Genomic DNA, 25707 nt, shown 5'->3' on the forward strand with positions numbered 1-25707 from the left:
GTGTCTTTGGTGGTTTTCCAGCGTCTCGAATCCATGGGCATAGGCTCGGGCCCGTAGAAGCCCATAGATTCCGTTAGGGTCAGGGGATTTGGGGTTTGGGGTTTGGGGTTTGGGGTTTGGGGGCTGCTCAGTACTCAGTACTCAGTACTCTTCCGGCTTGGGCGTCGGCGTCTAGGCAATCCGCGGCGATCCAGCCGCTCATCATCACCATCGGCATTCCAGGTCCGGGATGAGCGGCGCCGCCAGCCAAATACAACCCGCCCACATCGGTCCGGCGATTCCCTGGCTTGAACGCTCCCAAAAATTTTCCGTGGCTGGCCAGACCGTAGATCGCTCCATTGAGGACGCGATAGCGATTGTGGATGCCCTCGGGGGTGAGTGCGGCTTCAAACCGAATCGCATCCCGCAGTCCGCTCATCCCCGCGGTTTGCTCCAGTTTGTCGAGGATGACTTCCCGATACTCCGGGAGCATCTGCGTCCAGTCGTGTCCCGGGCGGATGTAGGGCGTATGGACCAGCACGTACAGCGCTTCGCCTCCCTCGGGGGCGACCGACGCGTCGCTCGTCGCCGGAGCACAGACGTACGCCGTCGGATCCGGGGCCGGCCGACCTTGGCGATAGATCGCGTCAAACTCTTCTTCCGGGTCGCGGGAGAAGACGAAGTTGTGGTGCAGCAGTTGGTCGTAGCGGCGATCGAGTCCCAGATACAGCACGACGCCCGAACAGGCCGGTTCGTAGGAGGTCTTTTTACGGAAGCGGGCTGCCGGGCGGCCACCGATCAATTCCTGATAGGTGCGGACCGCGTCACAGTTGCTGATCACCGCTTCGCATTCGATCAATTCGTCGGCGGTGGTTTCGACGGCGGCCACGCGGCGACCGACAATATCGATCCGGCGGGCGTCGACCCCGGTGCGAATCTCGACGCCTAATTCTTCAGCCAGTTTTCCGAGCGCTACCGGAATGGTGCGGGTTCCACCGAGCGGATACCAAATTCCTTCGCCCGTCTGCATGTGGGCGATTCCGCAGAGCACCGCCGGCGAGGCATCCGGGGCCGAGCCGACGTACTGGGTAAAGTGGTCGAGCATCTGAGCGACGCGGGGATCATCGGCATACGACCGCACGACGCCCGAGACCGAACGGCCCATCCGCAGGGCAAGCACGTCCTTAAGCGTGGCGGGCGAAAAAGTACTGCCCGCGTTGAACATGTCCGAGAGCCCACCGACCGATCGCCAAAAGAAAAACCGATCGCTGATTTCGTGCAGCTGCTTCGAGAGCGTGAGGAACTGTTCGTAGCCCTCTCCGGCCGCCGAGCCCCCCGTGTAACGCTCGAGATTCTGCTGCATCGCCGCGGTGTCGGAGGTCAGATCGAGCACCGTCTGATCGTCGTAAAAGCAACGCCACTGGGGATCGAGCGGAAGCAGACGAAGGTAGTCGTCCATCTCTCGCCCCGCTTCGCTGAAGATCCGTTTCAGCACATTGGGGAGCGTCAGGATTGTCGGCCCCATGTCGAAGCGGTAGCCGTCCCCTTCCAGCGTCGCCGCCTTGCCGCCAATCCAATCGTTCTTGTCGAGCAGCGTCACCTGATGCCCGCGGGCGGCAGCGACGCAGGCGGCCGACAATCCGGCTAAACCACCGCCAATGACCACGGTCTTCAAAGAATGCTTTTCCGAGGCGATCACGAGCGTGGATTCTCCGGTCGGGGGGCGGGGGCGGTGCGGGGCGAAGGCTCGCCCCGAGATGGTTTGGCGCTGCGAGAGGTTCTGTCGCTTTGGGAGATTCCCGCCCCCCGGGTCGATCGAGCTGACTGGGCCAATCTGACTCCCTCGGTCAAGCGACGCAACCCGGACCACTTTGCTCCCCAGCGGCGGCTGTACTGCATCTGAAAGGCCCCAAGAAGAAATTGGAAGTTGGCCGGGGTCGAACGCTGCAGATGCAGGAGCGGTCCGCGGCGGCGGACGCTGAGCACTCGCGGCACGGTCATCTCCAGCAACCCTTCGGCCCCCCGCGTCACCCCAAATCCACTCTCGCGGCGACCACCGAAGGGGAGCCTCGGATCGGCCGTCGGTGCGATCAGATCGTTCAGCGTCACGCAGCCGACTTCCAATTGCCGAGCCACCCGCAGGGCTGCCTCGTGCGGCCCAAAAACCGAGGCGGCCAAGCCATAGCGGCAGCGATTGACAACGTCGATCGCTTGGGCCGCATCACCGACGGCTTGCATCGCGGCGACGGGCCCAAAAACGTCCGAATGCATCAAACGCATTGCTTCGGTCGCCTCGCCAATCACCAGCGGACGCATTTTTCCGGTGGCCGTAAAACGATCGCGGTCCCAGTGGTTCAGCAAGTCGACTCCGCCGAGCTGCAGCGCATCCTCGACCGCTGCCAGAACTCCCTCCCGCGCCGCCGGATGCACTTCGAACTCTTCACCGGTTTCGGCAGGGCGGAACTCGCCGTGGAGGTGTTCGACGAGCGGTGCCAGCATCGACTTTTCCGCCAGCACTCGGCGAGGTCCGATACAGGTCGCTCCTCCTCGCAGCCCCAGTCCGAAGCGGAGGGCCGCGGCGACTCGCTGGAGGTCGGCGCCCTCGAGCACGAGCATCGCATCGCAGCCGCTCAGCTCGAGCGTACTCGGCGTGAGCTGTTCGGCGGTCTGGGCGAGCACCCGTCGCCCGGTCGCCGCGGATCCGGTCAGCACCACGAAATCGACTCCCGCGGCGATCGCGTCGCTCGCCTCGCTGGCTTCGCTGCCGAGCACCCGCAAGCACTCCGGCGGCACTCCAGCGGCCCAGAAACACGCGGCCAATCGCTCGCTCGACGCTTCACATCTCGGGGCCGGTTTCCAGAGCACCGCATTGCCAGCGGCCAGGGCCTGAGCGACTTGCACGCCGGCCAGCAGCAGCGGGTAGTTCCAAGCTCCGATCACGAGCACGACACCCCGCGGAACGCGTTCGACGTAGCCGGTGACGCCGAACAACCACGACGGTCGTCCCCGGCCGCCCACCCGCCGCGTCGCCAGGACCCGCGGCCCTCGGCGGCCAATGAACCGCAAGGCGTCGCACAGCGGGATCAGCTCGGCGGCGAGCGTCTCGGTCGGGTCCGAGTGCTGGGGCGAAGCGACCATCGCGATCAACTCCTCCACCGCGGCGACGATCCGTTCGGCGGCCGCCGACACGATGCGGCACCGCTCGGAAGTGCTCCGCGAAGCCCAGGTTCGCTGGGCGGCCGAGTCGAGCTGCGGATTCACAGGAGCCATGCAAGTCACCTTCGGCGGGCCAAGCTCAAGCCAGCAAGTACAGCCCGAAACAGCAAAAACAGCCCAAAACAGCCAGGAAGAACGAAGCACCGTCTCTCAGCAGCCGGCGAGCGCTGCCCGGTCGATGAACTCGCTGGAAAGTCCGAGGTCGTTCAGGAGGAGACGGCTGGTGATCCGGCTCGACTCGAAAATCACCGGCAACCCGCTGCCCGGATGCGTCCCTCCCCCAACCAAGTAGACGCCGTCGAGTTCTTCAAACCGGTTGCGAGGGCGGCGATGCAACATTTGACCGAGGTTGTGGGCCAGGTTGAAGGTCGCACCGCGGTAGATGTGGTGATCGTCCTGCCAATCGGCCGGCGTGATCACCCGCTCGACTTCGATTCGCTCTCGCACATCGCCCAAGCCGATCGCTGCGAGCCGCTCGAGGGCCAGGTCGCGAAAGCGGTCTCGCTCGCTGGACCAATCGATGTGGTCGTGCATGTGCGAGACGGGGACCAGGACGTACAGCGTGCTCTTGCCCGCTGGGGCCAACGAAGGATCGGTGACGCAGGCGTTCTGGACGTAGAACGACGGATCGTCGCTGAGCCGATGCTCGACTTCGATCTCGCGGAGATTGCGTTCGTAATCCTCGGCGATGTGAATATTGTGATGCGGCAGTGCGTCGTAGATGCCGCGAATGCCGAGATACAGCATGAAGGTCGAGCAGGAGAATTTCTTTTTCCGTAACCGGGCGTTGCTCCACCGCCGCCGAAGCGCGTCGGGAACCAGCCGCTCCATGGCCGCGGCAAAGTCGGCACCGATCACGATCGCATCGGCCTCGTAGGTGCCTTGCTCGGTCTCGACCGCGGAAACGCGGCGGCCTTCGAACCTGAGCCCCGTGACCGCTTCGCCGAGCCGAACGTCGACCCCCGACTCGCGTGCGACATCGGCCATCACTTCGCTCACCCGGCTGCAGCCCCCGATCGGATGGAAGACGCCGAACTCGTACTCGAGAAAGCTCAGGATGCTGAACAAGCTGGGGCAGCGAAATGGCGACATCCCCAGATACTTGGCCTGAAAGGAAAAAGCGATGGCCAGCCGCGGGTCGGAGAAGTATCGCTGCAACTCGCTGCCGAGAGAGCGGAGCGGATGGAGGTGCCGAACCGCTCCGAGGAGCGACATCCGGAACAGGTCCAGCGGCGATCCGAAGGGGGATTCGAGGATCGGGCGAAACCGCTTTAGCTTTTCCCGGTTGTCCTCCAGGTAACGCCGCAGTTGACCGACGTCGGCCGGGGCGAAGCGAGCGATCTGAGCATCCATCGCGTCGAGATCGGGCGTGCAGTCGAGCTGGCCGCCGCCACCGAACGTCAGCCGGTACTGCGGATCGAGCCGCTCCATCGGGATTTCCTCCTCGAGGACGCGACCGATCGAGCGAAAAATCTCCGCCAGCACGCGGGGGTAGAGAAAGAAGGTGGGTCCGCAATCAAAACGGAACCCGTCCACTTCGATTGCCGAGGTCCGACCACCGACCACCTCGCGGCGTTCGAGCAGCGTCACCTCCGCTCCCGCGTGGCCGAGCTGCATCGCGGCGGCCAAGCCTCCAGGGCCGGCGCCGATGACGATCACCTTAGGGGCGGCCAACGCTGGAGCCTCCGCATTGCATCGCTCACGACTCCCAGCAGTGTACCCGCCACCACCGGTCACAGCTTGCCAATGTACGCGGTCGGGTCGCCGTGCCTAGGCGGCCAAAGCCGCAGTGGATTGGTGCGCAGCAGGACGGCTCGCGGAAAAATCGTTTAACGGCAAGCCGCAGGCGACTGCTTTTAAAACACAGTCGCCTGCGGCTTGCCGTTAAACGACTATGGAGCCAACGGCTGCGCACTGCTGACGTTATGGCAATGCCGCGCTACTTTCGCCGAGCGAAAGGCGACTATTTGGCTTGCGAGCGACGATCACCGGCACCGCAGGACCCATGTGGGGAAGCTCCGGGCAGAAGCTCATGGGCCGATGCGGGCCGACACCCCTACTGAACCACCCATCGCGAGGAAGGTTTCGCTCGCCGGTCAAGGTTTCGCCGGTGGAGGAGAATCGTCATGCTAGAAGGCTCCCCTGGACTGTTCCCCCGGCTCGCTCGTCGGATTGCTGCGGCATGCACACCTTCTTCTCTTGGTCGTTCGCCCACGCCTCTCGAACCCCGCATCGCGTTCCAGCGTCGCATCCCGTTCGAGTGGCGCGGGCTTCTCGGCTCCTCATGCTGCTCGCCGCGGGACTTCTCGCCGCCGCCGCCGGGTGCAGCGGTTCAGCGGAGCCAGCGGGTGAGCCAGCGGGTGAGCCAGCGGGTGAGCCAGCGGGTGAGCCAGCCAGTGACGGCGAGGGCTCGGCCTCCGACTCCTCGCCGCTCAACGACGCGCTGCTCGCCAACCGGCAGCGGCGTAGCGACGATGCGGCTTCCCCATCGCCGAGCGTTCCTCGGTTCGGCGGCGGCGACCGCTCGTCGCCGCCCCAGGTCGCCCCGCCCGTTCGCGTTCCGCAGCAGGAAGCCAGTGTGCTGCCGCAGGAGGCCAGTATGCTGCCGCAGGAGGCCGGTGTGGCGAGCGATGGGGAGTCGCCCGTTGCCAGCCGCGGCGAAGCGAGCGCCGCAGCGCCCCGCTCGGCTCGGGCTTCCGGATTGCAGCTGCCGCCGGGCGATGCTCCGGCGGATCTGAAGTCGTTTTTGGGGATCGTCGACCGCGAGATCGAGAGGCTCGGCAGTGGCCGCTCGGAGATTCAAGAGCGCGACGAACTGGTCGCCGAGATCCGGCGGGTGGCGGAACTCAAGCAGCAGGCGGCCGAGCGGTTGCTGGAGCAAGCAGTCGATGGGAGTGAGGACGAGGCGATCGGCATTCGCGCCCGCATGCAGGCGCTCAGCCACAAAGCGGCCCTCGGTGATCTGCCGGCAGCGCAGGCGCTGGAGCAATTCGCGATCGAGTTGCTCAACCATCCGGTCGACGATATCGCCCGCGACAGCCGCGCCGTGTTGATCGGGTTCGCGCTCGAGCGGCTGCAGGGAGGCGTGACCGAAGAGCCGGACGAGGTTCTCCAGTTCGTGTCGCAGTTGGCCTCGCGGCCCGAGTTGCTCGATCCGTCGGCGCTGATGGCCATGCAGCGGGCGATGATGGTGCTCACCCAGTACGGCTACGACGAAGCGGCGACGGCGGTCCACAATCAGATCGCCACGGCATTTGCTGGCGTCGACGATCCGCAGTTGTCACAGCTGGCGGCGGAGGTTTTGGCGGCGGCCCGCTTCGACGAACTGGAAGCGATGCGGCGGGACTTGTCGGCGGCCGACGATACGACCCCCGAGGGTTGGGGAGCGAAGGCAGCGGAAGTCGCTTCGGAGCAGCCCGACATGCTTTCGCTGCGGTATCTGGCGAGTCTGGCGCTGCAAATGGAATCGATGGCGATGGATGATTCGGCAGCGGCCATCTACGCAGCGATCGAGGAACACTTGGTCGCCGCTGCCAACCCGGAGGTGGCGGCCGCGGCGGGCGAGGCGATCGAGGCTTTTGAAGCTCGCCGTGAAATCATCGGGCAGCCGCTGGCCAGCGACGCGACGACCGATCTTGCGGGCGAACCGCTTTCGCTCGAGGACTATCGGGGCAGCGTCGTGCTGATGCCGTTTTGGGCCGTCGAGGATGTCGGTTCGATCGACGCCCTGCCGGGGCTCGAGCAATTTGCTGCCGAGTTTGACGGCCGGGTGCGCATCGTCGGCGTCAACATGGATCTCAGTCCGGCCGGACAGCAGCGGGCCGCCGCTTTGGCTCGCGGCTCGATGCCGTGGCCGAGTTTCGCTGCGGTCGACAGCGGCGGAACGGCCTATGCGAGCAACTTGGCTCGCGGCCTCGGCGTCGTCTCGCTCCCGACGGTCGTCGTGCTCAACGCCCAAGGCGAAGTCGCGGCGGTTGCCTTGAGCCACGCGGCGGTGGCAGCAACGATCGAGAAGTTGCTCGAGCCGGCTCGGTAAACTTTCCCGAACCGCGACGACGCGACGGCTTTTCGCTGTTCCCGCGACGATTTGCCGCCCGCCGGGGGGGAGGTGGTTGCGATCCGGAAGGAGGGTGCGATAGGATGGCCCCCACGGAATCGGCTCCGAATCCTCCGGCCTTTCCGCTAGCGCAGTCCTTTCGCTCGGCCCCGTCGGCCACTTCGGCTCGCTCGGCCATGCAAGCGACTCGGCTCGCTCCCGGAATTCCGGCGAATCCGGAAATTGCACCATCACGCAGGGGAGCTGAGGCGGATGGACAGGCGACGTCGAGGCATGTTTTGTTTCGGGCTGGGGCTCGGAATGCTGGGGGTCTTCAGTTGGTTTGAAGCCGCTCCGCCAGCGATTCTTGAGGCCATCCCGGTGCCCCCGCTTGCGTCGGCAACGACCGCGGAGCTCACCGGCCGCGAGCGACTCGCTGCCAGTTCGACGAGCGAAGGAGTCCGGCTTCGCTACATCGGGCAGGGGGAGATGGCAGGCATGGCGGGGCCACGGTTGGTGGGTTGGGAGGTCGACGTCTATCGGCTCCCGCCCGGTCCCGATGGGCTGGTCCCCCACATCGTTCACATCGACAAGCAGCAAGGGGCGTCGCGGGGATATCCCTTCGACGCGATCGAGCTTGGCGACTCGGTCACCGTCTGCTGGACCAATCCGGCCGGACGGATCGTGCGGGTGATCACTCCCCCGGGAGCACCTCCGTCGGAGATCGACCCCGCCGCCTTCGTGCTGCGCATGCCCGAGTTCACCAGTGACTCCCACGTGCATGTGGTGGAGGCGAGCGACGGTTGCCGCTGGCAGATGGAACCGGCGGGCGAGACCGCCGAAGACGATCCGACGATGCTGGTCCAGGTCGCCAGCGACTCCATCGTGCAGCGGATCGAAGAGATCGACTGCCACATGCGGTTCTGCTACGACCGAAAGTCGCAAGTCCTGCTCAGCTTGGAGCTCTCCGAACAGGGGCATTGGCGAAAGCGACGGGGAGGGTCGAGCAGCCGATTGGAGCTCGTCGAAGTCTCGGAGATTCCGGCGGGCCGGGTGGAGACGATGGCCGTCGATCTGGAGAAGTGGGAGCGCTTCCATCGCTGGATCCTCGAAGTGGCCCATAGCATCTCGGCTCCGGCGAGCACCGAACTGCCCGCGTCGCCGTCGTCCGAGGCAGCCGCCGCGCTGGTCTCGACCGCTGTGTTCGATCCCGCAGTCGGCGGCGTGCCTTGGCGGGCACAATCCTCGGCCATCCACCCAATCTCCGCCGAAGGGCTGGTGGAGGTCCGCGGCGGTGTGCAGCAAGAGCCGTATGCCTGTCTCCGGGAGTTGTCCGATCGCGCGGTCGAGGCCCGCGATGCGATGGGCGATTCAGTGCTACGAATCGGCCTCACTTCGGGGATGTTTGCGTTGCAGGCGAGCCACTCGCAGTTGATCGGCGAACGGCAATGCATCGCGAATTTGCATCGCCTCGAAAGGCTGACGTGGAGTTCGACCGATTTGATGGGTGTCGAGCGAAGCGGGACGGATTATCGCGGCAAGCCTCTGCTGATCGGGTTCCTCTGCCGCGGCACACCGCACGCGACGCGGACGATCCGAGTGGTGGCCGAACTGCGGCAACGATTTACCGACGAGGAGCTCGCGGTCGTCGCCTTTGCCACCACCTATTCGCGAGAAAACGCTGAGGCGATTAGCCACGCAGTCGGGCCGAGCGTGCCGCTATTCCACGACCTCGCGCTGGCCGAACGGGAGAACCTGTTCAGCATCGGCAAATCAACTCTGCTCCTGCTCGATGCCACGGGCAAACCGCGGTTCATCCACACCTGGCAGCCGATCGATCTGGTCGAACGAATCTGCAGCCAGATCGAGGAGCTCCGCGGCACTCCGCTCCCGAAGCCCGCGCCGTTGGATCAAGGCAACACTTTGGAGCAAGTCAGCCTGGCCACCCCATGAGACGCAACCGGGGAGGTTGACCATCGGCTCCCCAACGCGGACGATTCCCGGGAATTCTTTCCGACTCGCGAATCATCGATAGGGGTGCAGAGGGCGGCGATGGAACAAAGTTTTCTGGCCTGGCTCAAAGGGCGGAGCAGTGACCTGCCTCGCGTCGCCGTAGGAATTGGGGATGACGCGGCAATTCTCCATTGGCCACCCGGAGCGTGGCCACCCGGAGCGTGGCCACCCGGAGCGTGGCCCCCCGGAGCGGCTCGGGAAGGCCAGCGAGAGGGTCAACAATTGGTGATCGCCACCGATCAGGTCGCCGACGGGGTCGACTTTCTCCTCGCTGAGCATCCCTTGCCGGCGATCGGGCGGAAGGCGGTGCTCGTCAACCTCAGCGATATGGCGGCGATGGCCGCCGAACCGATCGCGATTCTCGTCACCCTGTCGTTGCCTCGCGAAGGCAGCACGCAGATCGCCGCGGGGATCTACGATGGGATCCTGGCGGTCGCCAAGGAGTACGGATTGGCGATCGCCGGCGGCGATATCACGATCTACGACGGGCCGGTCGCGGTCTCGGTGACGATCCTCGGAGCGGTGCCGTCCGGGGGTGGGTGGCTCCGCAGCGGAGCCCGTGAAGGAGACGCGATCGTTGTCACCGGTGCGGTCGGTGGAAGTATCCTCGGACGCCATCTGGAGCCCGAACCTCGCGTGCGGCAGGCGCGGCGGATCGCCGAGAGCGTCGACGTGCACGCGGCGATCGACATCAGCGATGGGTTGTCGCTGGACCTCGATCGCTTGTGTGCCGCGAGCGGCGTCGGAGCGGAGATGGATCTCGAGGCGATTCCAATCCACGCCGACGCAGTCAAACTCGCCTCCCGAGATTCCGCTTCTCCGCTTGAGCACGCTTGGGGTGATGGCGAGGATTTTGAATTGATCCTGGCGGTCGCACCGCAATCGGTCGCGGCGCTGTTGAAGCAGGATTTCGGAGTTCCGCTGACGCAGATTGGGACCTTCACCGGCAGGACCGGTTTGTGGGCCCGCCGCGGGGGCCATTTGGAGCGGATGAGTCCACGCGGTTTCATCCACGGCCGACGCTGATGCCCGAGGCGTCCATGCAGCACCCCGACGATTCCTCGCAGCACCCCGACGAATTCTCGCAGCGGCCCGACGAATTCTTCCAACGGATCGAGCTGGCCGATCTCCACGACACCGAGCGGCTCGGCCGCTGGCTGGCGGAGCATCTGCCCGGAGGCAGCTGCGTTGGATTGGTGGGGACGCTCGGGGCCGGCAAAACGCGGTTGGCTCAAGCGATCATCGCGGCCCAGGGAGTCGAGCGCGAGGCGGTCACAAGCCCCACGTTTTCGTTGCTGCGGAGTTACGCGGCGGGCAACCGCACGCTGCATCACCTCGATGCGTACCGCTTGCACGATGAAGATGAGTTCCTCGAGCTGGGCGTCGAGGAGCTGTGGGAAGACGAGACGGCGGTGATGTTGATCGAATGGGCTCGCCGGGTGGAGCGCTGCTTGCCCGCCGCGACGCTGTGGATCGAGATGGAGTGGACCGCCAGCGAGCGGCGCATCGTGACGGTCCGGGGCCACCGTGATCCGTGGGAGGCGAGGCTCGCGGGCTTGGCGTCGGAATTCACTTCGGCTTGAAATCGGGGGCTGCGGATCGCTCATGGTCCTGCTCGACTCGCTTCCAGCTCCGGTGTTCGATGCTTGGCTGCGGTCGCGCGGCGTGACCGGCGCGGCTCGCATCGGCGGAGGTCTGAGCGGAGCGGATATCTATCGCGCCAGGCGAGGCACGGCGGCTCTTTCCCCGCTGGCGGAGCCTCTGCCGCAATGGGCCGTCCGCGGTTGGCCTCCGGCGGTCTCGGCGGAACGCGTCGCCGAAGTGCACCGCGTGATGCGGCAGGCTCGCCGACTTGGCTGCCAGTGGACGCCGGCGGTCGAGCCGCTCGACGCGGCAGCTAGCGCCGCGGTTGCCGGCGCTGAGGAGCCGCGAACCTGGCTCGTCGCCGCCGGCCGCGTCTGGGACTGTTGCCAGTGGATGCCCGGTCAGCCGTGGAGCTTTTCGGAGGTGGCAGGTGCCGAGGAACTGGTTGAAGTGCTGCGGCAAATCGCGGCGGCCGTCGCCCAGTTCCACGCGGCAGTTCGCCCGTTGAGCGAGCCCGTTCCTATGGGGCCGATTTCCAGTGAGCTTCTTCCCAGCCGGTCGCTCGCTGGCGGACTCGTGAGAGGGGCGGTACCAGCGGTCGCGGCTCGCTTGCAGCGGTTGCAGGAGCTCGAGCGGTTGCTTGAGCCGCTGCTTGGCCCCGGGGTCGACCCGCGGGCCGTTTCGCATCGCCTTTTCGTGCCGGGTTCGCCGCTGGAGCGGGCTCGGGAGTGTTTGCGGCAGGCGTGGGGAGCCGAGCGGCAGCGGGCCGTGCGCTTGCTGCGGCCGTGGGAGCGGGTTGTGATCCGCCAGCAGTACGTGTTTCGAGACATTCATCTGGGCAATGTGCTGCTCAACGAGAAGCGGCTGAGCGGGATCGTCGATTACGACGCGGTTCGCATCGACACGCCCGCGACCGATCTGGCGCGGCTCGTCAGCAGCGTGCGCTTGGCATTGCCCCCGGACGAGTGGCCGCGGTGTGAGGAGCGGCTGTGGAGCGAGATGCTAGCTGCCTACCGGGCCGCGGGAGAGTTTTCAGCCGAGGAAGAACAGCTGGCGCGAGTGCTGGCCGAGGTCAGCCCCTTGATTAGCTTGGCCAACTGGCTCGTCTGGGTGGCGGTGGAAGGGCGTTCGTTTGCCGGACCGGCGGAAGCGGTCACCGCGCGGCTGGAGGGCTGGATGCGTATAATGCGGCAGCAAATGGCCGCCGGGCTCGGCAATTCGACGGGAATCGAAACACGTTGACCCTTTTTTTCGATTGTCCGTAGAATCAGTGTCGACGGGCGGATTCGAAAAATTCCTCAAAGGCGGAACAGAGATGACAAGCCTTGGTCTCCTACGAACGGCGCTCGCCTGCCTCGCCGCGATCGGCCTGCTGGGATTCGCGGCGCCCGGATCGGTCCAAGGCCAGTTCGAAACGCCTGGCGGTTTCGAGGCGGGGAAGTTCGACTTCGGCTCGCTCGATGCTCCGGCGGCGAACGAAGCGAAGATCACTTTCGCCGTCTCGTATGAACTGGCTGCCGAGAGCCAGCGGGGGCGAGTCCGCGTCGCCGCCGAGCTGAGCCCCAAGTGGCACGTCTATTCGACGACTCAGCCGGCCGGGGGGCCGACGCCGACGAAGCTGGAGCTGACGGGTCCCGAAGGAGTGCGGCTGCTGGGCCCGTTCGTGCCGAGCGAGCCGCCGGCAAAAAGCCTCTCGGATGTCTGGCCGGGGCTGACGATCGAGGAGCACGCCGATCAGGTCGTTTGGACGGCTCCGATCGAGATCGTCGAGGGTGCCGATCGCGAGAACCTGGAGATCGGGATTCGCGCCAAGGGGCTGACCTGTCAGAGCGACGGGTCGTGCATTCCGTTTGATGAAAAGCTCATCGCCACCTACGCCGGCACCTACGAGGCGGCCAAGCCGACCGGGTTGTTCCGCGAGGAAGGTTCGGTCGTACATTGGCAGGGGATGATCGTCCCGGCAGTGGCTGCCGCTGGAGAGACGGTCGAACTGCAATTGACCGCCGCTCCGGATGAAGGCTTCCACGTCTACAAAATTGCGCTCGACGATGCGAGCAACGCCACCAATTTGGTGCTGACCCAGCTGAGTGGGCTGGCAGCGAAGGCCCCGCTCGCCTCGGCCGAGCCGGTCGAGAAGGAGGGGGTCGCCGGTGCTCCGTCGGTCAGCTACTACGAGGGAGCGGTGACGTGGACGATCCCGATCACGATTCCCAACAATGCCGCGGCGGGCGAGTATCCGATCGAGGGGTTCGTCGGCTATCAAGCGTGCACCGATACCAGTTGCCGTCAGCCGGAGGGACTGAAGTTCAGCGGCCACGTCCGGGTCGGCGAGGGGCTGAGCGACGAAGCGGAACCGCTGGCCTTTGCCTCGGCCCGTTATCCCGATGTGCTCGACGCGGCGGCGACGACTGACTGGGTTGATTCGCCGACCAAGGATCCGCGAACTGCGGCGGCGGTGGAAGCCACTTCCCGCTATCCGCTGAGCGCGATCCTGGGGATGGCGCTGATCGGCGGTTTGATTTTGAACCTGATGCCGTGCGTGCTCCCGGTGGTCGGCCTGAAGCTGATGGCGCTGATCGATCAAGCCGGAGAGGAGCACAGCAAGGTGCTCAGCCATAACCTGTGGTATTCGTTCGGATTGCTTAGCGTCTTTTGGTTGCTCGCCGGGCTGGCGGTCGCGTTCCGCGTGTATGCCGGCCAGCAATTCTCATGGGGGCAGCAGTTCACCTACTTCGAATTCCGGCTTGCCCTGGCATTGCTCGTGTTCGTCATGGCGCTGAGCTTTTTGGGCGTTTGGGAGATTCCGTTGCCCGGCTTCGCCTCGGGCAAAGCCTCGCAGCAGTTGCAAAAGAAAGAAGGACCGGCCGGAGCGTTCTTCAAGGGCGTGTTCACGACGGTGCTGGCCACTCCCTGTAGCGGTCCGTTGCTCGGCGTGGTGTTTGGATTCACGCTCGCCGCACCTCCCTGGATCACGGTGCTGGTGTTCACCACCGTCGGCCTTGGAATGGCGCTGCCGTACATCCTGATCGGAATTTCGCCGCAGTTGGTCTTCTGGTTGCCCAAACCGGGAGCGTGGATGGAGACGCTCAAGCAGTTGATGGCGTTCGTGCTGCTCGGCACCGTCGCCTTCCTGTTCGCCGGATTTTCCGATGAGCATAAGCTCCCGGTGTTCGTGACCTTGATCGGTGCCTGGTTCGCTTGCTGGCTGATCGGCCGCGTTCCGCAGTGGGACTCGCTGCAGCGGCGGGCGACTGCCTGGAGCGGCGGGCTCGCCTCGGCCGTTCTGGTCGGGCTGTTGGCGTTTCGGATGCTCGTCCCGGGAGATGAAGTCCTGCCGTGGGAGCCCTACAGCGAGCCGCGGTTGGCCCAGCTGCAGCGGGAAGGCAAGACGGTGATGGTCGACTTCACCGCCAAGTGGTGCGTGAACTGCATCGTCAACTACAACGTGGCGATCAACACCGAAGAGACGGCCGAGCTAATGCGGGAGCTCGACGCGGTCCCGCTGTTGGCCGACTGGACCGATCACAACGAAGAGATTCGGGCCAAGCTGAGCGAGCTCGAGAGCAATGCGATCCCGGTCCTGGCGATCTATCCGGCCGGCCGGCCCGGCGAACCGATCGTGCTCCGCGACCTCGTCTCGCAGGAGCAAGTGCTCGACGCGCTCCGCTCGGCCGGAGCCTCCGAGCCGCCAGAGCAGCTGGCGGAGCGACCGAGCAGCGCGACGCGGTAGGGTTTTTGGGCCCCCTCTCCCCCAAAGCGAATCGCGGTGTTCGCTCCACCTCTACCCGCAAACTGTTTCGCGATTCTCTTTGGGGGAGAGGGCGGGGGGTGAGGGGGTCTGCGAAAGCGGCCGGCTCGCCAGTCGCCGTATGCCTCGGGGGACCGACGAAAGGACAAACGGTCGCTGAGAGATACGTGTTCACGTCGGAGGCTGAACCCATTGCCGGAGCCCCCTCACCCTAACCCTCTCCCCCAAACGGTTCGCGGCTGAGGTCGTGGATGATTGTTGAGTTTTCCTCGCGAGCCATTTGGGGGAGAGGGGACCACCCCGCTACTTCCCTTCGATCGTCCCGATCCTTTGGCACTCGACTCCGGTTTCGCGGACCAGTTTGCAGACGGTCGAGGCGTAGTATTCGTTGACGACCAGCACCATGCCGATGCCGAGGTTGAAGACGCGGGCCATCTCGTCGTCGGCGACCTCGCCGAGCCGCTGCAGCCAGTCGAAGACCGGCGGCCGCGTCCACGCTCCTTCGTCGATCACCGGCTTGACGCCGGGGGGAAGGATCCGGCCGAGGTTTTCCTGCAACCCACCGCCGGTGATGTGCGCGATCCCGTGCAGGACTTGTTTCACTTGGTAGTGGGACTGCACCGCGCGGAGGGCCTGGACGTAGATTTGCGTGGGCCGCATCACGACGTCGACGATCTTTTCGCCCCCGAGCTCGGCCGGCGCGTCGTCGTAGCTGTGCCCGGCATCGGAGATGATCTTGCGGACCAGGCTGAAGCCGTTCGAGTGCAAGCCGCTGCTGTGGATGCCGAGCACGGCGTCGCCTGCGGTGATCGCTTTGCCATCGATCAGCTTGCTGCGATCGACCACCCCGACGGCGAAGCCTGCCAGGTCGTAGTCTTCGGCTCCGTACATATCGGGCATGATCGCCGTTTCGCCGCCGAGCAGGGCGCTATCGGCGGCGACGCAGCCGTCGCTGATCCCGCGGACGATCGCTTCGAGCCGGTCGGGCAGATCCTTGCCCATCGCCACATAGTCCAGGAAGAACAGCGGCTCGGCGCCGGTGCAGAGCAAATCGTTGACGCACATCGCCACCAGATCGATCCCCACGGTGTCGTGCCGGCCGGTCAACTGGGCGATCTTCAGCTTGGTTCCCACGCCGTCGGTGCCGCTGACCAAGACCGGATCGCGGTAGCCGCGGCGGAACAGGGGCGAGTCGAAATCGAGTCGAAACAGTCCCGCAAAGCCTCCGTCGCTCGGCAGAACCCGAGGGCTGAAGGTGCGGTGCATCAGCGCCGGCAAGCGTCCCATCGACTGGGCGTAGATATCGAGGTCGACTCCGGCGTCTTTGTAAGTAGCGGCCATGGCGGATTCGGGAGGGGTGGGCAGTGAAAAAGCGGTGGCCGAGCAATCGTATCCGAAATCGGCTTTGATTGGCGGGGGGGAATCGCTGCGTGGGTGGTGCGGTTTGCAGGTACACTGGTTGCGGCACCCGTTCAAGGGGGGCCGGCCCCAGTCGTCAATCCTTGCCTCATCCACGTGAAAGGTCTTTCCGATAGCGGCTCGCTAGGTGATGCGTCGCGCAGACCGATAGCAAAAAAATCTCCGCTCGCGGCCGCTCTCCGGGGCTTGTTGCCTGGAGGGTGGTAGGGTTTTGAGTCGACCGATTGCCACGGTGGACTCCGGGAGCGATTTGCTATCCGCGATGCAACCCACGAGTGTTAGGAAGGATCTACCTCTATGCTTATGCGTCACCCGCACCCCGAACTGCAGTTCACCTACCAGCTGCCCTTTGGAGCGATCTCCAAAGAGGGCGGTGTGCAGTTCTCCGTTTTCAGCCGCAGCGCAACCTCGATGAGTTTGCTGCTGTACGGGAAGGTGGGAGACCGGGAACCGGCCGAAGTCATCCACTTTGACCGCGATACCGATCGGTGGGGCGACATCTGGAGCGTCTACGTTCCGGGGATTGCTCCCGGACAGCTCTACCACCTGCAAGCGAGTGGTCCGTTCGATCCGGAGAGCGGCCACCGCTTCGATGCTTCAGCCCGCCTGATCGACCCCTACGCCAAAGCGCTCGCTGGAACGTTCCAGCGGAGCACCGACGGCGTGATCCGGCCGCCCAAGTGCGTGGTGGTCGACGACGATGATTTCGACTGGGAGGGAGACCGCCACCTGCGGCACGACCTCTCCGATTCGGTGATCTACGAGATGCATGTCCGCGGGTTCACCAAGAGCCGCACCGCTCGGGTCAACGCCGCCGGCAGCTACCTCGGCGTGATCGAGAAGATCCCCTACCTCAAATCGCTGGGGATCACGGCGGTCGAGTTGATGCCGGTCCACGAGTTCCCGATCCGCGACGTGATGGGCAACCGCCCGTCGCGGCCGAACTACTGGGGCTACGACCCGATGGCGTTTTTCGCCCCGCACCGCGGCTACGCCCACGGCCGCGAGCCCGGCGCCCAGGTGAAAGAGTTTAAGACGATGGTCAAAGCCCTGCACCAGGCAGGGATCGAAGTCATCCTGGACGTCGTCTTCAACCATACCTGCGAAGGCAACGAGCACGGCCCGACGCTGAGCTTCAAAGGGCTCGAGAACCAGGTCTACTACATCCTCGAAGAGGGTGGCAAGAAGTACGCCAACTACAGCGGCTGCGGGAACACGTTCAACGGCAACCACCCGGTCGTCCGCGAGATGATCTTCCACTGCTTGCGGCACTGGGTGCACAACTACCACATCGACGGGTTCCGCTTCGATTTGGCGAGCATTCTCAGCCGCGACCGCTACGGCCACCTGGTGCCGAATCCGCCGATGGTCGAGCTGATCGCCGAGGATCCGATGCTGGCCGACACCAAGATCATCGCTGAAGCCTGGGACGCGGCCGGTGCCTATCAGGTCGGCTCGTTCGGCGACCTGCGGTGGGCCGAGTGGAATGGACGCTACCGCGACGACGTGCGGAAGTTCTGGCGGGGCGACAGCGGAACGCTCGGGGCGCTGGCGACGCGGTTGGCTGGCAGCAGCGATCTGTACGAGCACGCCGGTCGGGCTCCCTTCTGCAGCATCAACTTTATTACCTCGCACGACGGCTTCACGCTGAACGACCTCGTCTCCTATCGCGACAAACACAACCTGGCCAACGGCGAGGAAAATCGCGATGGCGACAACAACAACATCAGCGACAACTACGGCGTCGAAGGGCCGACGCGGAAGAAAGGCATCAACGAAGTCCGCATCCGCCAACTGCGCAACATGCTGACCACGTTGATGCTCAGCCAGGGCGTTCCGATGCTGGTCAGCGGCGACGAGTGCCGACGGACCCAGCGGGGGAATAATAACGCCTACTGCCAAGACAACGACCTGAGCTGGTTCGATTGGCGATTGGTGGAGAAGAACAGCGACCTAGTTCGCTTTGCCGCCGGGCTGATCCACTTCCGCCGCGAGCAGCCGACCGTTCGCCGCAAAACCTTCCTCACCGGCCAGCCGAGCGACGGCCGCCAATTGCCCGACTTGTCGTGGTACAGCCCGGCGGGCGAGCCGCTCGATTGGGGACAGCACCAATTGGCCATGGCCGCCTACGTCGCTGCCCCCCCGCGGGTCGACGATCCGGAAGGGGTGGGCCGAGACGTGCTGTTGCTGATCAACTCGACCGGCGAACCGATCACGTTCCACCTCCCCGAACACGGCCGGGGAATGCACTGGAATCTGTTCGTCGATACCGCCGCCGCCGCTCCGAACGAGATCTACCCCGAGCTCGACGGACCGCAGCCGCCGAGCAGCCGCAAGGTCGAAGTCTCCTACAAAGCGATGAAGGTTTACGTCAGCGAGCCACTGAAGGCCTCCGGATCGGCTCTCCGGAGTTAGACCTTCAACTCGGGCAACGGCTCCGGCTTCGGCCGGGGCGTTTCCCAAACGTCTTCGATCTCCTGATGGTTCGCACTCCGCCGGAGCAGCAAATACAGCCCGGCGGAGAGCGACCAGAACAGGCTCAGCACCACGATCGTCGGCAGACTGGCGACCACCGCCGCGACCAGCCGCGGCGGCGCGTCGTCACTACCACTGCCGATCTGGTAGCCAAAGTCGATCACCAACCAAGCTGCCAGCGTCACTCCGCGAGCCAGCAGCGACAGGGCGTAGGTGATTGCCGCCGCGATCAGCCCGTAGAAGACCAGCTGCAACGGCCGCCGCAAAACATATTCGTACCCGCGGCTGATCCCATCAAAGCCGCTTCCCTCCTGCTCGGTCGCCACCGCGGCCCAGGCCAGCGGCACGGCGAACAGGCCGCCAAAGGCGAGCAGCCCCGCAACGATCGCCAGCGGCAAACCGAGCAACTGGACGGCCGCCGCGATCCACTCGCCGACTTCCGGAATCCGTCCCAGCAAGCCGCTGAACACGAAGTAGATCCAGATCAACACGACGGCCAGGACCGGAATTAGAGCCGCAACCAAGAGCGGAAAAAAACGACCCGCCGCCAGCCGCAGCCCTTCCCCGGTTCCCATCTGCAACCGACCCGCCATCGACAGCGAGCACTGCCGCATCAGGTACGCCGCCGGAACCGCCCACACGACCAGTAGCAAGGCCTGGTGCAGCACGAGCATCGACAACCGCGTCCAGGAACCACCCTCGACGATCGCCAGCGTGGGCCCGGCCAGCCACCACCAAGCGTCGGCCAACTGCGGCGCCGCCCACCACTCGCCGAGCATCCCCCGGGGCGGTGCGAAGGCCGACGACAGGTCGCCGACCGGGGCGTCAAACGCCCACTGAACCGCATACGCCAAGCCGATCGAGAGCCAGAAGGTAAGTCCGATCAGCGTCAGATTGATGACCGAAGTGACGGGCCGCAAGCAATCGACCAGCGCCAGCCAAGGGAGCGCGTCGCGCCAGGTCCGCAAGCGGAGCAAAAAGCCGCTCTCGGGCCGGAGATCGGGAGATACCTCGGTCATCACAATTCGCGGGGAGACGAAGGAAAAAGAGAGCGCCAGGGAGACGGGGCCAGAACATGCTCAATCGAGCAAGTCGAATGGTAACCGCCCCGCCGCGGGGGAAAACCCGCCCTGCTCCGAATCCTTGCACGGAACGTTACAATGGCCCCCCAACCGTTTCGAGACTGAACCAAATCGGGGAACCGATCCGTTCGGGAGACCGATCCGTTCGGGAGACCGATCCGTTTGCACGGCGGGAGCGTCCGCCGAACCATTAACCCTCAGGAGTCAACACCATGGAAAAGTGGCCGATCGGAGTTTTCGCCAGCGTCGACGCGGGCCTCGGAGTGCGGTGGGAAGTCATCCGCGACCTGAAGGTGCCCACGATCCAGCTCCACGCCCCGCACGTCGAGTCGCGGATTCCGGCGAAAGCGTCTGAGCTGCGGCGGCAACTCGAATCGATGGACGTGACGCTGACGGCGGTTTTCGGCGGCTTTGAAGGCGAGAGCTATGCCGACATCCCGACCGTCGAGCGGACGATCGGCTTGGTTCCCAAAGCCACCCGCGCAGAGCGGCTCGAGGAGATGAAGCAGATCGCCGACTTCGCCCACGCCCTCTCCTGCGATACCGTCGCTCTGCACCTCGGGTTCGTCCCCGAAGACGCCTCGGATCCGAAGTATGGTGAAATCGTCGACGTGACCCGCGAACTCTGCGACTACTGCGGCGACCGCGACCAGTTCTTGCACCTGGAGACCGGTCAAGAAACGGCCGAGGGGCTGCTGCAGTTCATCAGCAAAGTCGAACGCAACAACCTGAAGGTCAACTTCGACCCGGCGAACATGATCCTCTACGGAACCGGCGAGCCGATTCCCGCGCTCAAAGCGGTCGGAAAACACGTCCGTAGCGTGCACTGCAAAGACGCCACTTGGAGCGATCAGCCGGGCAAGACCTGGGGAGCCGAAGTGCCGCTCGGCCAAGGCGCCGTCGACATCCGCAAGTATCTCCAGACGCTCGACGAGATCGGCTACCGCGGTCCGCTGACGATCGAACGGGAAATCCCCCAGGACCCCGAGCGTCAGCTCCAAGAAATCGGAGCCGCCGTCGAGCTGCTGCGGAATCTCAAAGCCGAGCTGGCCTGAGCCGATCGGGGCGCGGGGATAGGAGGAGACGGGCCACGGAAGGACACGGAAAAGCACGGAAAAGCACGGAAAAGCACGGAAAAGCACGGAAAAGCAAAGAAAAGCAAAGAAAAGCACGGAAGAAAGTAAACGGAAAACGGGTAAGTCGGCAGATCTTTTCTCGACCTTCAAGAACGAGGTTAGAGAGCTCTCCCGACAACCGGTTTCCATCCCCCTGTTCCCCTTCCGTGCTTTTCTGTGTTCTTCGGTGGCCTCTCTTCCCGCTCAGCCGGCCAGCGCTGGCGTGGCTGCGGTCGCGGGTTCGTTTACCTCGTCGCCGTCGTCCGGGCCCAGCTCGGCTGGCTCGCAGGAGCGGACGACGCTGAAATAGACCAGGCACAGCACGGCGATGCAGCCGGCCAGCAAGACCCATTCGAGGCGATAGGCCGGTTCGCCGCTGTCGCCGCTGAGGAAGTGCCGGACCCAGGGGGCGTCCGAGGTGGCCAGCCGGCCGAGGGAGACCGAGAGCGCATTGTTCGTCAGGTGGACGAGAAGCCCCGGCAGAATGCTGCCGGTTCGCAGCGCGATCCAGGCCAGCAACACACCCATCACGGTCGCCGCCATGCTCTGCTGGAGCACGCCGTGCGACATTCCGAACAGCACCGAAGTGCCGACGATCGCTCGCAAGCGGCCATGGTCCCGGACCAGCCCGGAGAACATGAACCCGCGGAACGCCAGCTCTTCGCAGATCGCCGGGACCACCGCCAACACGATGATGACTTGCCACAGCGGAGCGGTGCTGACGATCCGTTCAAAGGGCTGAAGAGCCGCGAGCGCTGCGTCGCTGAGCGGATAGATCTGTTGGATCAATTGGCCGAGCGCCATGTACGTCGGATGCAGCGCCACGCCCAGCAAGACGGCCACCGGTAGCGAAAGGATGGCTGGGCGACGCACCCGCAGACTCTGACGCATCGACCGAGTCAGCACGCATGCCATCAGCAGCGTCGGCGCCAGAATCAAACCGACCTGCGGCAGCAACACCATCTGCAGGATGCCGGTCCAATCGGTCGGCCCACCGGTCACGACGAGCTTGGCGAAAAACATCCCGACCAGGATCACGGTCGCGCACATCAGCGCTTGACCGACCGTGGCGGCCCCTTCGCGGTCGCGCCACAGGTGCCGTACCCAACCGCTCAAATTCCACTGCTCGCCGCCCCGGAACAGCACCGTCTCGTCTTCGAACTGACGCCGCGCCCAACGCGTCGCCATCCACAAACAGAGCAGCGTTACGCCGGCGACCAGCGGCAGGTGAATCAGCGCCGCCCAGTACTGGCCTTCGACCAGTGCGCGGGCCAGCAAAAACATTCCGGTCACGGGAATCAAGCTGGTCCCCGCGTTGAGCGTCGTTCCCGGCAGCAGGGGCAACAGGACCAGCGGCAGCGAGACCATCATCAGCGGCATCAGGTAGTACTGCCCTTCTTTGCTGCTCCGGGCCAACGCGGCGATCGCCAACGCCAACGCGCTGAACAGCGCCGAAAGCGGGAACAGGGCCACCAGCAGCCAGAGCATGGGAACCAGCGGCGGCAGCCCCATCGAGCCACCGTCGGGGCCGAGCGGCATGACTTGGCGAAAGACGAACAGGCTGGTGACGAGCATGCTGCTGACGTTCAACATCGCCGTGAGCGTACTGAAAGTCGTCACCGCGGCCAGCTTGCCCATCACGATCTCGCTCCGCAGCGCCGGGCTGCAGAGCAACGTCTCGAGCGTTCCCCGCTCCTTCTCGCCGGCGACCAAGTCGATCGCCGGATAAAATGCCCCGGTCATCGCCCAGACCAGCATCACGAACGGAAGCAGCTTGGACCAGAACGCGGCATCGCGAGTCGCTTTGGGAGCGATGTCGACGGTCTCGACGCCAAACGGACTGAGGACCGCGGCGTCCAGCCCGCGAGCGTCGAGCCGCTCCTGGACCCACTGGTCTCGCCACGCCGAAAGGACTCGCATGATCCGCTGATGCGCCACCCGCGAGGGATCCGAGGCGACGTTGTAGAAGACTTGCAGCGATTTTCCGCGAGCAGCCGTGCTGCCGCTTTCGCCGCCCACCAGAGCATCGGCCCCTGCCAGAGCAGCGGCCCCAGACGCCGCGGAAGTCTGGTCCGCGCCGTCCGCCGCGGCGGTGAAACCGGGTGGCACCCAGAGCACGATGTGATATAGATCGCTGCGGACCCATTCTTCCGCTTCCGCCCGCACCCGCTCGGGATCGGCGTCCGCGGCGAGCGGGTGCTGGACCAAATGGATGCCCTCGCTCTGCTCGTCGAGCGTGTCGGCAAAGCGTCCCAGGGCACGGCTGGAGGATGCTTCGGCCGGGGCCAGCAGCGGCGGGTGCGAGGGGAGATTTTCGCCGCCGATCAGACAGACCGACGTCGGATGTTCCTGCGTGAACTGAGCGACCTGCAGCAGCACCGAGCCGACCAGCGGGTACAACACCAGCGGGAGGACGGCGATCGTGAAAATCGTGCGGCGATCTCGGAGCTGGTCGCGCATCTCGCGGAGGTAGACCAGCATCACCGTCGAGAGGCGTGGTCGCGGGTGCTCGAACTTCATCTACGCCATCTCCACTGCTTGGTCGTGCCGCGAGAGCATCCCGAAGAACAGCTCCTCGAAATCGAGCTCGCCGTGGCGGTCGCGCAGATCCTCGAGCGAACCGATGTCGAGGATTCGCCCCTGGTGCATGATGGCGATCGAGTCGCACAGCCGTTCGACTTCCCGCATGATGTGCGTCGAGAAGATCAGGCACTTGCCGGCGTCGCGGAGCGTGCGAATCACTTGCAGCAAGCCGCGGGCGACCAGCACGTCCAGCCCGAGCGTCGCTTCGTCGAAGATCAGCACCGGAGGATCGTGGACCAGGGCGCGAGCGATCGAGACTTTCTGCTTCATCCCCGTCGACAGCTTGCCGCCGGCGACGTGGCGAAAGTCGTTCATCCGCAGTTGGTCGAACAGCGTTTCCAAACGCTCTCGCAGGAGATCGCGCGGCATCCCATTGAGACGGCCGAAATACTCGACCATCTCCCAAGCCGACATCCGGTCGTAGATCCCGGTGTTGTTGCTGACGAAGCCGATTTGGCGGCGGACTTCGGCCGGATGCGTGACGACGTCATGGCCAAGCACGCGGACGCGGCCGGACGTCGGCCGCAGCATCGTGCTGAGAATCCGCAGGACAGTCGTCTTGCCGGCCCCATTGGGACCGAGCAAACCGAACACTTCCCCCGGGCCCACTCGGAACGACACTCGGTCGACGGCTACGAACCGCCCACGCCCGATATCGTCGTAGGTTTTGCTCAGATTCGTCACTTCAATCATCGGCACTCCCCTCTCCCACGAAACGTAGCTCACCGGGGAGCCGCGGCCGAGGAAAATGTCGATGGGCGAGGCGGTTCATTCTCGCGGCAGTCGCATTATCAGCCGCCACGCGCTAGCGTCCGGTTACTGGAACCGGGGGCTAGCGCCCGGCGGCTGATGAAATGAACCGTGGAGAGACTTGCGGCGAACCGCTCAGTCCTTAACTCGCAGCCGGAGCACCGATCCGCTGACCGAGGAGAGTTTTTCCATCGCTTCGGCGGCCGCTCGTGCTGCCCCTTCGGGCGCTTCGTGCGTCATCACGACCAGCGGCACCGAAGTGCCATCGCCGTCGGACTGGGGAGCGTGCTGGATGACCGAGGCGATCGAGACCAAGTTGCGGCCGAGCACGCCGGTGATCTCGGCCAACACGCCCGGGTGATCTTTGACGTGCAAGCGGAAATAGTAGCGGCCCGAGAGCTGATCGAACGAGCGCTGCTCGACCCGCGGCGGCTCGCTCGCCGAGAACAGCTCGAGCGTCTGGAACGTCAGCCGCGTGCGGCCGACCGCCGTGTCGATGATGTCGGCGACGACAGCCGAGGCGGTCGGCATCTGCCCTGCCCCCTGCCCATGGTAGAAGACCGGGCCAACCGCATCGCCCACGACGCGGATCGCATTGAAGGCGTCTTGGACTTCGGCCAGCGGCGTCCCGATCCGAACCAGCGTCGGCGAGACGTGCAGCTCCAAACCCGCTTCGCTCAGCCGCGCCACGGCCAGCAGCTTGATCCGGTAGCCGAGTTCGCGAGCGAACTGCAAGTCGATCACGTGCAGCGCATCGACACCGGTTCGCGGGATGTCCCGCCAGTGGACGCGGGCCCCAAACGCGAGGTGGGCGAGGATTGCCAGCTTCTGAGCCGCGTCGGTGCCGTCGACGTCCATCGCCGGATCGGCCTCGGCATAGCCAAGTTTCTGCGCCAGCCGCACCGCGTCGTCGTACGGCAACGCGTGCTGGTCCATCTGCGAGAGGATGAAGTTGCTCGTCCCGTTGAGGATCCCCTCGAGCGACAGGATTTGGTTCGCCGAGAGGCACTGGCTGATGTTGGTGATGATCGGAATCCCACCGGCCACCGAGGCTTCGAAAGCGATGCTCCGGCCGAGCTGCCGGGCGCGGTCGAACAGCTCCGGACCGTGCTCGGCCAGGAGCGCCTTGTTGGCCGTGACGATGTCTTTGCCCGCTTCGAGCAGCCGCAACATGATCGTCCGAGCCGGCTCGAGTCCGCCGATTAGCTGGGCGACGACGGTGATCTCGGGATCGTTCAGCACGTCCTCGACGTCGTCGCTCAGGACCCCGGCGGGAAGCTCGCCATCGCGAGGCTTGGAAAGATCCCGGACGACCGCTCGCTCCAGCCAGAGCGTGCGGCCAGCGTGACGAGCGGTGCGGTCGCCATGGTCCAGCAGCAGTTTGGCGACTCCGCCGCCGACAGTCCCCATGCCTACGATCGCTACTTTCGTCTTTTCCATTTCGTCTCCGCCAGAATTCCGCACACGCTGCGCTACCAATGACGCCCGTCGCCAGGCAATGACTCTAAACCGATCGGGCTCTCGTTCGTAGGCCCCTGCCCGATCACCCTTGGCAAGACTCCGCCGCTCCTCCTACGCTCAAAAGCACCACCGCACTCGTTCCCCTTCCCGCCTTCACCCTTCACCCCTCACCCTTCACCCTTCACCCCTCACCCCTCACCCCTCACCCCTCACCCCTCACCCTTCACCCCTCACCCCTCACCCTTC

Annotated in this window: 16 protein-coding genes; 8 read left to right on the forward strand and 8 right to left on the reverse strand. The window is 65.0% G+C overall.

Features of this window, described 5'->3' with window-relative positions:
* Positions 1–127: 127 nt before the first annotated feature.
* The 3 genes from GNK13_RS08160 to crtI all read right to left on the reverse strand — a co-directional run bounded on the left by GNK13_RS08160 (position 128) and on the right by crtI (position 4869).
* Entirely contained in the window at positions 128–1645 is a 1518-nt protein-coding gene (locus tag GNK13_RS08160) for a phytoene desaturase family protein (RefSeq protein ID WP_235934958.1), read from the reverse strand.
* A gap of 29 nt (positions 1646–1674) precedes the next feature.
* Entirely contained in the window at positions 1675–3249 is a 1575-nt protein-coding gene (locus GNK13_RS08165) for an aldehyde dehydrogenase family protein (protein ID WP_164102013.1), read from the reverse strand.
* Positions 3250–3345: 96 nt separating this feature from the next.
* Complete coding sequence (crtI, locus tag GNK13_RS08170) at positions 3346–4869, reverse strand: phytoene desaturase family protein (protein ID WP_164102014.1); 1524 nt, start codon at positions 4867–4869, stop codon at positions 3346–3348.
* Between the two features lie 508 nt (positions 4870–5377).
* Between crtI and GNK13_RS08175 the strand changes: the two genes are divergently transcribed.
* The 6 genes from GNK13_RS08175 to GNK13_RS08200 all read left to right on the forward strand — a co-directional run bounded on the left by GNK13_RS08175 (position 5378) and on the right by GNK13_RS08200 (position 14558).
* The gene (locus GNK13_RS08175; protein WP_164102015.1) at positions 5378–7231 is read left to right on the forward strand and encodes a TlpA family protein disulfide reductase; all 1854 of its coding nucleotides are present in this window, start codon (positions 5378–5380) and stop codon (positions 7229–7231) included.
* Between the two features lie 273 nt (positions 7232–7504).
* Positions 7505–9184, forward strand: coding sequence for a peroxiredoxin family protein (locus GNK13_RS08180; RefSeq protein WP_164102016.1), 1680 nt, complete (start codon positions 7505–7507; stop codon positions 9182–9184).
* A 99-nt stretch (positions 9185–9283) separates the two neighbouring features.
* Positions 9284–10270 carry a thiamine-phosphate kinase gene (locus GNK13_RS08185; protein WP_164102017.1) on the forward strand — a complete coding sequence of 329 codons (987 nt, stop codon included), beginning with the start codon at positions 9284–9286 and terminating at the stop codon, positions 10268–10270.
* Complete coding sequence (gene tsaE, locus GNK13_RS08190; protein WP_164102018.1) at positions 10270–10827, forward strand: tRNA (adenosine(37)-N6)-threonylcarbamoyltransferase complex ATPase subunit type 1 TsaE; 558 nt, start codon at positions 10270–10272, stop codon at positions 10825–10827. The genes GNK13_RS08185 and tsaE overlap by 1 nt, the downstream gene beginning before the upstream one ends.
* A gap of 22 nt (positions 10828–10849) precedes the next feature.
* Positions 10850–12070 (forward strand): phosphotransferase, encoded by a 1221-nt coding sequence (locus GNK13_RS08195; protein WP_164102019.1) that lies wholly within the window; start codon positions 10850–10852, stop codon positions 12068–12070.
* Between the two features lie 73 nt (positions 12071–12143).
* The gene (locus GNK13_RS08200; RefSeq protein WP_164102020.1) at positions 12144–14558 is read left to right on the forward strand and encodes a protein-disulfide reductase DsbD family protein; all 2415 of its coding nucleotides are present in this window, start codon (positions 12144–12146) and stop codon (positions 14556–14558) included.
* 321 nt (positions 14559–14879) lie between these two features.
* On the opposite strand, the gene purM is transcribed toward GNK13_RS08200, so the two are convergent.
* A complete protein-coding gene (gene purM / locus GNK13_RS08205) occupies positions 14880–15917 on the reverse strand; it encodes a phosphoribosylformylglycinamidine cyclo-ligase (protein WP_164102021.1) in 1038 nt (345 codons plus the stop codon).
* Positions 15918–16292: 375 nt separating this feature from the next.
* On the opposite strand from purM, the gene glgX reads away from it, so the two are divergent.
* Complete coding sequence (gene glgX / locus GNK13_RS08210) at positions 16293–18410, forward strand: glycogen debranching protein GlgX (protein WP_164102022.1); 2118 nt, start codon at positions 16293–16295, stop codon at positions 18408–18410.
* Here glgX and GNK13_RS08215 read toward each other — a convergent pair.
* Positions 18407–19489, reverse strand: a complete 1083-nt coding sequence (locus GNK13_RS08215; RefSeq protein WP_164102023.1) for a hypothetical protein — start codon at positions 19487–19489, stop codon at positions 18407–18409. The two genes, glgX and GNK13_RS08215, sit on opposite strands and share 4 nt — an antisense overlap.
* A 275-nt stretch (positions 19490–19764) precedes the next feature.
* Between GNK13_RS08215 and GNK13_RS08220 the strand changes: the two genes are divergently transcribed.
* A complete protein-coding gene (locus GNK13_RS08220; protein ID WP_164102024.1) occupies positions 19765–20607 on the forward strand; it encodes a sugar phosphate isomerase/epimerase family protein in 843 nt (280 codons plus the stop codon).
* Positions 20608–20871: 264 nt separating this feature from the next.
* Here GNK13_RS08220 and GNK13_RS08225 read toward each other — a convergent pair whose 3' ends face one another.
* The 3 genes from GNK13_RS08225 to GNK13_RS08235 form a co-directional block, all read right to left on the reverse strand.
* Positions 20872–23187, reverse strand: coding sequence for an ABC transporter permease subunit/CPBP intramembrane protease (locus GNK13_RS08225; protein WP_164102025.1), 2316 nt, complete (start codon positions 23185–23187; stop codon positions 20872–20874).
* Positions 23188–23943, reverse strand: coding sequence for an ATP-binding cassette domain-containing protein (locus GNK13_RS08230; protein ID WP_164102035.1), 756 nt, complete (start codon positions 23941–23943; stop codon positions 23188–23190).
* Positions 23944–24135: 192 nt separating this feature from the next.
* Positions 24136–25440, reverse strand: coding sequence for a homoserine dehydrogenase (locus GNK13_RS08235; RefSeq protein ID WP_164102026.1), 1305 nt, complete (start codon positions 25438–25440; stop codon positions 24136–24138).
* Positions 25441–25707 lie beyond the last annotated feature (267 nt).

Origin of the sequence: Candidatus Laterigemmans baculatus (genome assembly GCF_010367455.1) — a bacterium.
Classification (GTDB): domain Bacteria; phylum Planctomycetota; class Planctomycetia; order Pirellulales; family Pirellulaceae; genus Laterigemmans; species Laterigemmans baculatus.